General features: G+C 34.0%; 15 protein-coding genes and 1 riboswitch. Of the genes, 6 read left to right on the top strand and 9 right to left on the bottom strand.

Annotation, left to right across the window (positions count from 1 at the left end; all coding sequences use genetic code 11):
• The first annotated feature begins 16 nt into the window (after positions 1-16).
• The gene (locus DFR57_RS10295) at positions 17-406 is read left to right on the top strand and encodes a hotdog fold thioesterase (RefSeq protein ID WP_114353076.1); all 390 of its coding nucleotides are present in this window, start codon (positions 17-19) and stop codon (positions 404-406) included.
• A gap of 71 nt (positions 407-477) precedes the next feature.
• Here the strand turns inward: DFR57_RS10295 and DFR57_RS10300 are convergent, their stop codons facing one another.
• Complete coding sequence (locus DFR57_RS10300; protein ID WP_114353077.1) at positions 478-1,068, bottom strand: ECF transporter S component; 591 nt, start codon at positions 1,066-1,068, stop codon at positions 478-480.
• A 153-nt stretch (positions 1,069-1,221) separates the two neighbouring features.
• Positions 1,222-1,364: riboswitch (FMN riboswitch) on the bottom strand.
• Between the two features lie 70 nt (positions 1,365-1,434).
• A complete protein-coding gene (locus DFR57_RS10305) occupies positions 1,435-2,490 on the bottom strand; it encodes a M20/M25/M40 family metallo-hydrolase (RefSeq protein ID WP_114353078.1) in 1,056 nt (351 codons plus the stop codon).
• A gap of 69 nt (positions 2,491-2,559) precedes the next feature.
• Here DFR57_RS10305 and DFR57_RS10310 point away from each other — a divergent pair, with 69 nt between their 5' ends.
• Positions 2,560-3,570, top strand: a complete 1,011-nt coding sequence (locus DFR57_RS10310; RefSeq protein WP_114353079.1) for a potassium channel family protein — start codon at positions 2,560-2,562, stop codon at positions 3,568-3,570.
• A gap of 27 nt (positions 3,571-3,597) precedes the next feature.
• Here the strand turns inward: DFR57_RS10310 and DFR57_RS10315 are convergent, their stop codons facing one another.
• Both DFR57_RS10315 and yugI read right to left on the bottom strand, forming a co-directional pair.
• Positions 3,598-4,944 carry a glucose-6-phosphate isomerase gene (locus tag DFR57_RS10315; RefSeq protein WP_114353080.1) on the bottom strand — a complete coding sequence of 449 codons (1,347 nt, stop codon included), beginning with the start codon at positions 4,942-4,944 and terminating at the stop codon, positions 3,598-3,600.
• Positions 4,945-5,215: 271 nt separating this feature from the next.
• Positions 5,216-5,587, bottom strand: coding sequence for a S1 domain-containing post-transcriptional regulator GSP13 (gene yugI, locus DFR57_RS10320; protein WP_114353081.1), 372 nt, complete (start codon positions 5,585-5,587; stop codon positions 5,216-5,218).
• A 366-nt stretch (positions 5,588-5,953) separates the two neighbouring features.
• Between yugI and DFR57_RS10325 the strand changes: the two genes are divergently transcribed.
• Positions 5,954-6,772 carry an alpha/beta fold hydrolase gene (locus DFR57_RS10325; protein WP_114353082.1) on the top strand — a complete coding sequence of 273 codons (819 nt, stop codon included), beginning with the start codon at positions 5,954-5,956 and terminating at the stop codon, positions 6,770-6,772.
• 99 nt (positions 6,773-6,871) lie between these two features.
• Positions 6,872-8,053 carry a MalY/PatB family protein gene (locus DFR57_RS10330; RefSeq protein ID WP_245937442.1) on the top strand — a complete coding sequence of 394 codons (1,182 nt, stop codon included), beginning with the start codon at positions 6,872-6,874 and terminating at the stop codon, positions 8,051-8,053.
• A gap of 103 nt (positions 8,054-8,156) precedes the next feature.
• On the opposite strand, the gene DFR57_RS10335 is transcribed toward DFR57_RS10330, so the two are convergent.
• The 3 genes from DFR57_RS10335 to DFR57_RS10345 all read right to left on the bottom strand — a co-directional run bounded on the left by DFR57_RS10335 (position 8,157) and on the right by DFR57_RS10345 (position 9,370).
• Positions 8,157-8,732, bottom strand: coding sequence for a superoxide dismutase family protein (locus DFR57_RS10335; protein ID WP_114353084.1), 576 nt, complete (start codon positions 8,730-8,732; stop codon positions 8,157-8,159).
• 76 nt (positions 8,733-8,808) lie between these two features.
• Positions 8,809-8,988 (bottom strand): hypothetical protein, encoded by a 180-nt coding sequence (locus tag DFR57_RS10340; RefSeq protein WP_114353085.1) that lies wholly within the window; start codon positions 8,986-8,988, stop codon positions 8,809-8,811.
• Positions 8,989-9,106: 118 nt separating this feature from the next.
• Entirely contained in the window at positions 9,107-9,370 is a 264-nt protein-coding gene (locus DFR57_RS10345; RefSeq protein ID WP_114353086.1) for a phosphocarrier protein HPr, read from the bottom strand.
• A gap of 241 nt (positions 9,371-9,611) precedes the next feature.
• Here DFR57_RS10345 and deoD point away from each other — a divergent pair, with 241 nt between their 5' ends.
• The gene (gene deoD, locus DFR57_RS10350; protein WP_114353087.1) at positions 9,612-10,325 is read left to right on the top strand and encodes a purine-nucleoside phosphorylase; all 714 of its coding nucleotides are present in this window, start codon (positions 9,612-9,614) and stop codon (positions 10,323-10,325) included.
• A 342-nt stretch (positions 10,326-10,667) separates the two neighbouring features.
• Positions 10,668-11,141, top strand: a complete 474-nt coding sequence (locus DFR57_RS10355) for a divergent PAP2 family protein (protein ID WP_114353088.1) — start codon at positions 10,668-10,670, stop codon at positions 11,139-11,141.
• Between the two features lie 139 nt (positions 11,142-11,280).
• Here the strand turns inward: DFR57_RS10355 and DFR57_RS10360 are convergent, their stop codons facing one another.
• Positions 11,281-11,952, bottom strand: a complete 672-nt coding sequence (locus DFR57_RS10360; RefSeq protein WP_114353089.1) for a 3D domain-containing protein — start codon at positions 11,950-11,952, stop codon at positions 11,281-11,283.
• A gap of 69 nt (positions 11,953-12,021) precedes the next feature.
• Positions 12,022-12,333 carry a YuiB family protein gene (locus DFR57_RS10365; RefSeq protein ID WP_114353090.1) on the bottom strand — a complete coding sequence of 104 codons (312 nt, stop codon included), beginning with the start codon at positions 12,331-12,333 and terminating at the stop codon, positions 12,022-12,024.
• Positions 12,334-12,486 lie beyond the last annotated feature (153 nt).

Below are 12,486 nucleotides of genomic sequence, written 5' to 3' on the forward strand. Positions count from 1 at the left end.
AAAAAGGAGAAAATAAATGAGCTCCCCAATCAATATGATTACTTTATTAAAAATGGAGATTATTAAACAAACAAAAGAATTAGTACAGATTACTATGCCAATAACCAATGAAACAAAGCAACCAATGGGTTATTTGCATGGAGGAGCTTCTGTAACATTAGCAGAAACTGCTGCAAGTGTCGGCGGGCTTCTTTATATTGACAAAGAAACCTCCAATGTATTTGGGATCGAAATAAATGCCAATCATATCAAAGCGAAAAAAGATGGATTATTACAAGCTTTCGCTAAACCGGTCCACATTGGTAAAAGTACGATGGTTTGGGACATTAGAATTTATGATGAGATGGATGAACTTGTTACTATTTCTCGATGTACGTTAGGAGTTAAAGAAAAAAGAAAAAATTAATCCATATAATCAACGATACAAACACAAACCTCCTCAACCTATATTTAGGTGAGGAGGTTTTTTATGCATAATTAGGTTTGAAAACTAAGCCGTTTCCTGTCTAACCAAGGTTTCAATTTACTGAATAATGGTATAAATAACATCGCAACGATAATACCTTTGATTAAATTAAATGGTAATATCCCTACCATAACGGTGCTAAGCTTAACGGTACTAGACATTGATTCCCACCCCATAAATAAACTATAGGCAGGCAGGATTACTAAATAATTGAGTATTCCCATTCCAAAAGCCATTGCAACAGTACCAACAATTAGACCAGTTAGTAGATTTTTTGCAGATTTCATTCTGTGATAAATAATTGCTACTGGTAGAACAAATAACGTACCTGCTGTAAAGTTAGCAATTACTCCGATTGGATCTCCTGCACCTGTGTAAATAAGATACAATAGATTCTTAATCCCTTCGACTGCAACACCAGCAATTGGCGTAAACAGAATGCCAGCTATTAAGGCTGGAACATCACTAAAGTCAATTTTTAAATATGGCGGTAAAAATGGTAGTGGAAAATTTAAAAACATTAAAACCATAGAAATTGTACCAAATAAAGCTAAAATAATTAATTTTAATAAACGAGACGATTGCTTTGTAGCTTTTTTCATCGCCCATTCCTCCTTCATCTTAATATCGATTCTATACTTACTGATGAAGGGTAAGTTTCCTCTAAACAAACAAATCCTAAAGCCTAGAGGGGCTTTAGGATAGAAGTGTAGTAGGAAATAGAAGGTACACCAAATAAACGGCATTACCTCTACTCTTATCTTCTCCCATCCAGACTGTAACTGTCGGCTCTGGAATCTCACCAGATCCACCGTTCATAAAAATGAACGGGTCACGGACTTAGAGCTCGAAGCTCCTCACCGCCGGTCGGGAATTTCACCCTGCCCCGAAGATAGAATCGATATTTAATTATATTTAAAGTATACACTATTACCAAAAGTTTGTGAAGTACTCTACAAACATTTTTTTCATTTTAGTGGATTTAAGTTTTCATCACGCGGTAAATTCTCAATAAACTTAACAAGTAAAGCTATTTCTTCTTCCATATCGCGTATACTAGCTGTCTCAACTGGTGAGTGCATGTAACGCAATGGTAACGAAACTAAGCTGATTGGAACACCTTTCCCGGTTAGCCTCATGCGATCTGCATCTGTACCGGTATGTCGCGGAGTTAATTCATATTGTAAATCTATATTTAATTCCTTTGCTGCCTTCTCTAATAGTTTATTCAAATTACGATTGATTGGTGCCCCTTTTGCTAACACTGGTCCACCACCAAGATTAACCTCCCCATGCTTGTGTTTGTTCACATGTGGATAATCGGTTGCAAATGTTACGTCACACGCAATTGCTGCATCTGGTGCAATCCCTGCTGCAGCAAAATAAGCTCCACCCATATTTGTTTCCTCATTTACTGTGCTTGCAGCATAAACGCCAACTTCAATATTTTTTTCTCTTAGCCTTCTGATTACTTCCGCTACAATAAAAGCACCCGTTCTATTATCAAGGCCTCTTCCAGAAATTAGTTGTTCATTCAATATTTCTGCAGATCTTCTATAAACAACTAAATCCCCGATTTGAATCTTTTTCTCAACTTCTTTTTTTGAATCCATCCCACAATCAATAAATAAATCCTCTAGCTCAAAATCGCCTTTAATTCCACCATGATGCTGAGCATTTACACCGATGATTCCATTTAATCGATGCGCTTCATTTATAATTTCTACGCGCATCCCTATTGCCGCTTTTGGATTTATTCCGCCTAATTTATCTACATAAATAAAGCCATTTTCATCAATTCTATTTACCATCATGCCAACTTCATCTATATGACCGGCAAGTAAAATTTTAAAGGGTGCATTTTTATTTAATACAGCAATCGCATTTCCTGCATTATCCGTTCTTATCTCATCTGCATAAGCTTCTACATCCTTGATCCACTTTTTCTGAATATCCATTTCAAAGCTAGAAGGAGAAGCGGTATTAAGTAACTCCATTAAAAATTCTATTCTTGATTGTTCCATGTTTGATTCTCCTTACTGAGTATTCTATTACTATTTGGATAATACTAACACAAAAAGGAGGGGCAACCAATGATTTGGTTTAGGTGGAGCCAATTTTATTTTCATATTCCTATTATCTTACGTTTACTTTTATCTGTATCATTTTTTATGATTCTTTTTGGATACCTTATTCATTTAGTTGAACCCACTCACTTTGAAAGTGTCTTTGACGGTATTTGGTGGGCTATTGTTACGGGGTCGACTGTTGGCTATGGTGATTATGTTCCATTAAGTTTTTTAGGTAAAGCAATCGCTATCCTTTTAATTCTAACTGGTGGTGGCCTTCTTACTTTTTATATGGTAACACTATCAGCCACTTCCATTCAGCATGAGGAAAAACTATCAAATGGGCAAATTTCGTTTAAAGGAAAAAATCATATCATTATTGTCGGGTGGAATGAACGAACCAAACAATTAATCACATTTTTACAAGCAGATCATAGGGCACATCCTGTTGTGCTCATTGATAAAAGCCTTTTAAATTTACCCTATCAAAAGCATATGCTTCATTTTATTCATGATGATCCAACGAGAGATGCTTGTCTAGATAAAGCTAATATTAAAGATGCTTCTATCGTTTTAATTACGGCAGATCCAAATAAAAATGAGTCAGAAGCAGATCGTCAAACAATTTTAACCGCATTAGCTGTTAGAGGACTTAATAATGAGGTGCCAATCGTTACTGAATTGCTAACTAATGAGCAGAAAGAAAATGCAAAACGGGCTGGAGCTACAACAATCATTAGATCAAATGATTTCATGAGCAATCTATTTTTTCAAGAATTGCGCCAAATAGAGGGAATAGGATCATTTGATATTTACATCCAGTTGCTTAAACAGATGGAACTTTCATTTGTGCCAGCAGAAAAAGAAATAAGCTATTTTCTGCAACAAACATTTCATCAAAAAGAAGGCCGTTTTCTATTAGGGGTCATTCGCGAAGAAAAAATATTATTTGATGCCAAACTGATTAAAAGTATTAAAAAAAAGGATACATTAATTTTAATGAAACCAAAAAAACAAGCACCTCTTTCGATATAAAAGAGATGCTTGTTTTATTTTTATTTTTTATAGACGCTTTTCTAATTCTTCTTTTTCTTTCTCAAAACCTGGCTTACCTAAAAGGGCAAACATATTTTTCTTGTATGCTTCTACACCTGGCTGATCAAATGGATTAACACCTAATAGGTATCCACTTAAAGCACATGCTTTTTCGAAAAAGTATACGATATAACCGAATGTATAGGCATCAAGCTTAGGTAAATGCACTAAAAGGTTTGGTACTTGCCCATCTGTATGAGCAAGCAATGTACCTTGATATGCTTTTTCATTTACGAAGTCTAATGTTTTTCCTTCTAAATAATTTAAGCCATCTAAATCTTGCGCTTCTTTTTCGATCGTAATATGTGATTTAGGTTCTTCTACGTGTAAGACCGTTTCAAAAATATCACGACGACCTTCTTGAACGTATTGTCCAAGTGAGTGAAGATCAGTTGAAAAATTAGCTGAAGACGGATAAATTCCCTTGAAATCTTTCCCTTCACTTTCTCCAAATAATTGTTTCCACCACTCAGAGAAATATTGAAGTGCTGGTTCATAGTTAATTAGCATTTCAATAGTTTTCCCTTTATTATAAAGAACATTACGTACTGCTGCATATTGGTACGCAGGGTTTTTATCGATATCACCATCACTTAATTCTTCCTGTGCTTTTTGAGCACCTTTCATTACTTCATCAAGATCCACGCCACTAACAGCAATTGGTAATAGTCCAACAGCAGTTAAAACAGAATAGCGTCCACCAACATCGTCTGGAATAACAAAGCTTTCATATCCCTCTTCTGTTGCTAATGTTTTTAATGCTCCACGAGCCTTGTCTGTTGTAGCAAAAATACGTCCTTTTGCTTCTTCCGCACCATATTTTTCTTCCAAGAACTTACGGAAAATACGAAACGCAATTGCAGGCTCAGTAGTTGTACCACTTTTTGATATAACATTAACCGATACATCTTTATCTTTTAATACATCAAATAAATCATTGATATAAGATGAGCTAATGTTATTTCCTACGAAAAAGACCTGTGGTGTATCACGTTGGTCGTTATTAAGTGCATTATAAAAAGAATGGTTAAGCATTTCAATTGCAGCTCTTGCACCTAGATATGATCCACCAATTCCAACTACCAATAATACATCAGTGTCTTTCTTGATTTTTTCAGCCGATTTTTTAATTCGTGCAAATTCTTCCTTATCATAGTTAGTTGGCAAGTCGACCCAACCTAAGAAATCACTACCTGCACCCGTTTGATTATGTATTGCTTCATGGGCTAATTTTACTGGTTCTTTTAAATAAGCCAGCTCATGCTCACCAAAGAAAGCTAATGCTTTATCGTACTCAAAACGTACATGTGTCATTTTTTACCCTCCATCAAATTATTCTCACTCTATAAATGTACCGAATCCAGAAGCTTAAATCAAGCAGATAGATAGGAAAATTTTATGAATCCCGCGCTATTTTTTGAAAAATGAAACTTTTCAGTATTCTTTTTAAACTATTTTGCTACCACTAATATTGGTGTGAAACTTAGCTATTCTTCAACCATTTTAAAATAAGTTACTTTTTTAAAAAGATTTTTCAAACTTTATAAAAAAGACATTGAAAATAAAATTCTCAATGCCTTTCGTTTTATTTTTTTTGATTTCCACTTTGCTCAGATTGCTTAATCCAATCACCTAGTTTTTCTTTGAGTGTATTAAATCCATCCTTTTCATCTTGCAATACTTGCTTTTTCTCTGTTTTCTTACTCTGTGCATTTTCATTTAAAGCTTTCATTGATAAAGAATATTTACCTGAAATCTCATCCATTTCGATGATTTTAACTTTGACCTGATCGCCTGAAGTAACAAAATCATTAATGTCTTTAACAAATCCATCCGTTATTTCAGATATATGAACGAGTCCTTGCACCTCTTCATCTAAAGCAACAAAGGCTCCATAAGTTTGTACACCTGTTACCTTTCCCTCGACTACTTGGCCTACACTATATTTTTCTGCCATACTCTAACACTCCATTCTTGTTCTTCTTATGTATTATTAATTTTAATCACAAAGAATAATTTCTTTATCATTAGATACAACATTTAATACTAACACACATATAGAAAATCAACCAAGAATTACAAAATTCATCAATTTTTTAAAAGTTTTTTAAACATTTTGGTTTATAAATTGGACATAGGGGTACTACTAAAATATGTAAGACTTTCTCGTATTCCCCCTGGATGGCAAAGTGAGCAATCACTTTGCTTTTTTTTGTCTTTTTTAAATGTTCCCATTTCGCATGCTTCTTTCATCAATTCATGATCACGGAATAAGATTTGTTGATAGAGGAAGGATAAGTGGAAAAAGACAGGAGTACTTGCTATGCAGCTGAAAGAGAAACATATCCTCGTATATCAATCAACCAAAGTACATTTTGATTATTATTTAAATCATGGCGCACCCACATTAATTCTTTTACATGGGTTATTAGCCTCTAAAGAATGTTTTAATAAAATGATTGGAACATTACACCATGAATTTTCAATTGTCTGCATTGATCTACCCCCTTTTGGAGCTAGTGAAAAAAAGAGAGATTTTGATTTTTCCTATCGTAACTACGCCGATCTTGTCATGAGAATTATGAATAATTTACTCATCGAGAAAGCTGCGATAATAGGTCACTCCATGGGCGGTCAAATAGCCTTAGTTTGTGCAAGATATTATCCAAACCGTATACTTTCCCTTTATTTATTAGCTCCTTCTAGTTATATGAAAGCTTCCGATATAATTCAGTTTTGGATCGATCACGTACCGAATACATCCTCTGTCCTTAAATATTTATTTGAAGTGAAAGGGCTCCCTGCATTATTAAAATTTGCTACTTACGATGAAGAAGTAGTAAATGAAGAACTTATTGAAAGATATGAAAAAACCTTCACCGATGACAGTATGTATAACATTCTAATTGAACTTTTCCTTGATCATCCTGGGGATTTAATTGAAATAGATTTACATTTAATTCATGCTCCTTGTTATATTGTTTGGGGAAAAAGCGATCAAATCCTTCCCATTTCTATCGGAGAACAACTTAAAAGAGACCTTCCTCACGCTGAATTTTATGTATTAGAAAAAAAGGGACATCTTCTACCAGAGGAAGCCCCTGAGGCTATATGTGAAATTATTCAATTAAGCGTTCTCTAAAGCTTTTTTTTACAGGTATTTCTCAATTAATGATAAACTCTTACTATCTACATAAAGAAGTTTTGAACAATATGAATAGTAATGGAAAGGATGATAAATTTGAATAATTTTTTCGATCAATCCATCAATCGATTAAATACACGTGCCGTAAAATGGGATCTAGTTGAGGCATTGTATGGGAATAAAGATGTGCTACCTATGTGGGTAGCTGATATGGATTTTCAAATTCCCTCAGCGGTTACAGATGCGCTAGTAAAACGGGCACAACATGGAGTTTTCGGATATACCTTTACCGATAAAAAATTAGATGACACGATAAAGAGTTGGTTAACAAGAAGACATAATTGGGACATTTCTTCCGCTTGGCTTTTATATAGTCCAGGTGTGATAGCAAGCCTTCATATGGCAATTCAAGCATTAACAAAGGAAGAAGATAAGGTTTTAATTCAAACACCTGTCTACCCACCGTTTTATAGTATTGTTGAAAAACATAACAGAACTATTGTTAAAAACGAATTAAAATTTGAAAATGGAAAATACCAGATTGATTTTGAGGATTTTGAAGCAAAGTTAAAACAAGGAGTAAAAGCTTTTGTTCTATGTAGTCCACATAACCCTATTGGTAGAGTTTGGACAGCTGAAGAACTTGAAAAAATGGGAGACTTATGTGAAAAGTATGATGTATTAATTTTTTCTGATGAAATTCATGCTGACTTAGTCTATAAACCACATGTTCATGTTCCGATCTCTACAATAAATGATCAAATTAAATCTCGTACCATTACCTTTATGTCACCGACAAAGACTTTTAATCTAGCAGGTCTGCAAGTTTCTTATGTGGTAGCGCCGAATAAGAATCTTCGTGAAGCATTAAAAGAAATGTTTGAAACTCAAGGGATGCATATGTTGAATACCATGGGGGTCACTGCTCTCGAAGCTGCTTATACAAATGGAGATATATGGCTTGATCAGTTAATTGATAAAGTTCATGAAAATATTAACTTAGTAATCGATGCTTTTTCACAACGTGAGGATGTGACAGTCATACGTCCTGAAGGTACTTATCTCATTTGGATGGATTTTCGCAACTTAAACCTTACCCATTCAGAGCTTAAAAAATTCTTACAAGAATCTGCAAAGGTTGGTTTAAATGATGGAGAATCCTTCGGGGAATCAGGAAGTGGATTTATGCGTATAAATGTTGCGTGTCCTACTATTGTAGTAGAAGAAGGAATTAAACGTATTATTACTGCGTTAGATACTCAATTACACGACAAATAAATCTTTTTTTAGCATTAACACAATCATTGCTTGATGGTGAAGTAATGATATTACACACTTATTGACATTATAAAAGAGTAAAGGTAGCTAGTATATCTAACCTTTACTCTTTTTCTTCGTTAAATTCTGTTGGATCAGTTGCATTATCTGATTCGTCTTCTTTTGTTTTGGAAAGGACACCACACACGATTCGATCTCCTGCGTCTCCTGAAGGCTGAGATATCCCATCATCTTCTTTTTCATGGACAATAATTGATGTTCCCTCTTCACGTAAAAGAGATTTATCCCCATCTAATAACGTTACATCGCTTAATACAAGCTCTGTCTCTACCGTTCCAGCTGGATCTACTTCTATATTCACAAAATCACCTAAATGGGCCCCGTCTGGATGCATTAACCCATGCTCTTTACCTGTAGGATTAAAATGATTACCTGCAGATTTAAAATCAGGACCTTCACAAAGTGGTGATTCATGCATATGAATTCCGTGGAATCCTGGCTCTAACCCTTCAAGCTTTATATTTACTTTCACTTCATTATTTCCTTCTACAAATGTAGCAGAGCCCACTCGATCATTTGTCGTATTATATAATGCAACCTCTATCGGACTATCCTCGTCTTGACTACAACCAGAGACAACCAATATAAATAAAGTAAGAAGAGCAAAACTATATTTCAATCTAAATCACCTTTTCTCCTAGATTACAAATAGTTTTACCAATTCCATATTTTCTAATCAAATAATTAAACTAAAATTACGAATTATCCTCTTTCTTTTCCATTTGATATTCTTTTTCCCATCTTGCTTCTTCTTTTTTAGAAGCACGTTTAATCAAATACATCGTAATAATTGCACCAATAACGAACACAATTAAACTAATAACTGCAGGAATATATTTCGATTTATCTTCGGGGAAATAAAGAAATTCCATCATTTCTATCACGTCCTTATCTATTGTTACCTTAAATCAAAAAGTCCTCTACTACTATAATAAAAAATAAAAGAAAAAGCTAGAAGATATATTAACTTCTAGCTCTTTCCTCTAGTTCCTACTATTCACCAAGGTGTTCTTTGATGGTTTCATCAATACCTTCAAGCGCTTGATCTTCGTCACTACCATCTACCGTAATGCGAATTTGAGCATCTTTAGGTACACCAAGTGACATAACACCCATAATTGATTTAAGATTCACAGTTTTTCCATTGTAATGTAATTCCACATGGGATTCGTATTGCCCTGCCTTGTTAACTAACAAGGTAGCAGGTCTTGCGTGAATACCTGTTTCTCCAGTAATTGTAAAAGTTTGTTCCTTCATCCTAATTCCTCCCTCAGTATTCCATTTAGATACAGAAATATCATGCTATATTTTTATCTTAGTACCATGTGAAGCAGCTAACTATTTCTATTATATAACAAAAAAAGAAGTTTAGAAACAAAAACAAGCTACATTTTTAAAACGATTACATAGTAGTTATTTGTATTCTAATTTATTTTATGCTAATTTCAAAACAGATATACTTTTAGTAATTGACAATACCATCAAGGAGGAAAAACAAATGAGCGTCCATATTGGAGCAAATCAGGGTGATATTGCAGAAACAGTTCTATTGCCAGGAGATCCACTTAGAGCAAAATATATAGCTGAAAACTTTTTAGAAGACGTGACGCAATACAATGAAGTAAGAGGCATGTATGGTTTTACAGGCACGTACAAAGGACATAAAATTTCCGTTCAAGGTACAGGGATGGGTGTGCCCTCTATTTCCATTTATGTGAATGAACTGATTCAAAGCTACGATGTCAAAAAATTAATACGTGTAGGGTCTTGTGGAGCCATCAGTAAAGATGTAAAAGTAAGAGATGTGATATTAGCATCTACGTCAACAACAGACTCACAGGTGAATCGTATGATTTTTGGTGGAATTGATTATGCTCCAACTGCTGATTTCCATCTTTTAAAAAATGCATACGACACTGGTACAGTAAAAGGATTAAAATTAAAAGTAGGAAATGTGTTTACGAGCGACAGCTTTTATCGTGATAATGGAAAAGAATTGTTAGATTTATTGGATCAATACAATGTACTAGCAATCGAAATGGAAACGACAGCTTTATACACGTTAGCAGCAAAATACGATAGACAAGCTTTATCTGTCTTAACAGTATCTGATCATGTAATTACTGGAGAAGAAACGACGGCAAAAGAAAGAGAAACTACTTTTAATGATATGATTGAGGTTGCATTAGAAGCAGCAATAAAAGATGCTTAAACAGTGAGAGCTTTCTCACTGTTTTTTCTTTGTGAACTTATAAAAACCTTGGCAAGCTAGTAATGAATAAATATTGATAATAACAACGTATACTCTTATTAACTACAATAAAAAAAGTGTTTCACCTACAAAAATGGCTCTATTTATTTCACTTTAAAATTAATTTGCAGTATAAATGTTGAAAAAAATAAACTTCCTCAATCATAAAGTGTTTAAATATCGTAAATTAAAGCGGTCTGTTATAGATTACAACAAAACATATGCTATAATTGTTTTATTTCCTACTAATAATAATGCGTACAACCTAGATTTTTGTGTCACAACACAGAAAGGATGTTTTCATTGGAATTGTTCACTAATTTTCCCCTTTGGGCAGCTTTAACTGCAATTTTATTTGCACAGGTAGTTAAAATTCCAATTCATTTTATTGCTACAAAAGAATTCAACCCAGCCTTAGCTTTTAGTACTGGAGGAATGCCTAGTAGTCATTCAGCAGCAGTAACGGCTGTTACAACTGGTATAGCGATAGAGCATGGACTAGACTCTAGCCTCTTCGGCGCAGCCTGTATTTTTAGCATCATTATTATGTTTGATGCAACTGGTATAAGAAGACAAGCTGGTGAACAAGCTATTTTACTTAATATGCTTGTGAAGGATTTTAATTATTTTGTAGAAGAAGCAAAGGTATGGAATAAAAAAGGGGTTTATGAAAAGCAGAAAGAGTTAAAAGAATTACTTGGGCATCAACCAATTGAAGTCTTCTTTGGAGGTTTAACAGGTATCTTATTAGCTTTAGTCATTTACCAATTGTTTTAAAGGATCGCGTGATTCAGATTACTTAGAACCAACCACTTGCTTTGTATGTTAGAGATATGTTTAGAATACTTTTACATACTAATTCGAACAAATTTAAAAAGGATACTCGCTGCTTTTTGTAGCTGAGTATCCTTTTTAATTATTCATTTATTAGAGACCTAAAAACTTGAAGTGCTTCTGTTTCATTCAATTTTTTTAATGTTTGTGAGTCAAGCTCGCCATTTCCTTTTTTCACAAGATAAACATTTACTTCTTTTTTCCCCCACTTTTGATAAACATCAGTAGTTGTTGGGAAATATAAATCAATTTTATTACCTTTAATAGCGCCACCAATATCCGCCACAACCCCGTATCCATAATCAGGAATGAAGAGAATCGTTCCTATAGGAAACAAACTTAAGTCAGCTGCAATCGTAGAGTACAAGTCTCTTGTTACCTCTACCCCTGAATATGTAATGCCATATGCAGGATGCTCCTTTGTCTTCCCTGTTGATTCATAGCCAGCTGTATAGCCTGTTGCAATTACTTTTTTAACAGGATATTGCTCTAAATCAATACTTTCTTCAAGACTGACTGGTTTAGAATTAGAGCTAAAGTTACCATTTATCGGAACCGATTTCACATACGAACCGACTTCTCTAGTAGTATGAAATTCACTTTGCTTATCTATCGTTTTTGGCACCATGGTTTGATAGACACCATTGGATAGGTCATGAATAGGTACGTTGGACACAATGGAAAAAGTAGAAACACACGCCCCTATCCATAGCAGAAAAAAAATCGTTACACGAAAAAATCTCCAAACCCACATACTTACATTCACCTCTTTAGAATGTAAGCATGTCCGATTTAGAGATTATTATACTTTTACTTATTAATTTTAAAACATTTGGTAACCATTTCTTCTCAAGTAACGAATCACTACACCAGCAAGTATCGTTCCTATGAAACCAGAGCTTAATATGATACCATCTTGCAGCGTGAGGGATATAAATTGTTGCCCCACATCCCTAAAAGCTGATATTGGTTCTTGAAAATATCGACTAAACGGAAATTCGTCAATGATTAAAATTACGATAAATGGAAATACAAAAGCCATTAACCATGTTTGTCTTAAAATCATATTTAAAATGAAACTAATTCCAAAGAACAATACAAAAAATAATAATAAGGATACAAATAATTGAATCATAGCTTTTCTCCCTCATTCAGGTAAATAATTCTTCTCTATCTATTGGTGAAAATAATAATAGCCCGTTCCTCTGACCAACTGTTCACATTTTATTATGCTAAAGAAAAAAGTGCAACTTTTCCTTCTTTTATCTACTATTTCATTAAGGAAAAA

Origin of the sequence: Saliterribacillus persicus (assembly GCF_003337485.1) — a bacterium.
Taxonomy (GTDB): Bacteria; Bacillota; Bacilli; order Bacillales; family Amphibacillaceae; genus Saliterribacillus; species Saliterribacillus persicus.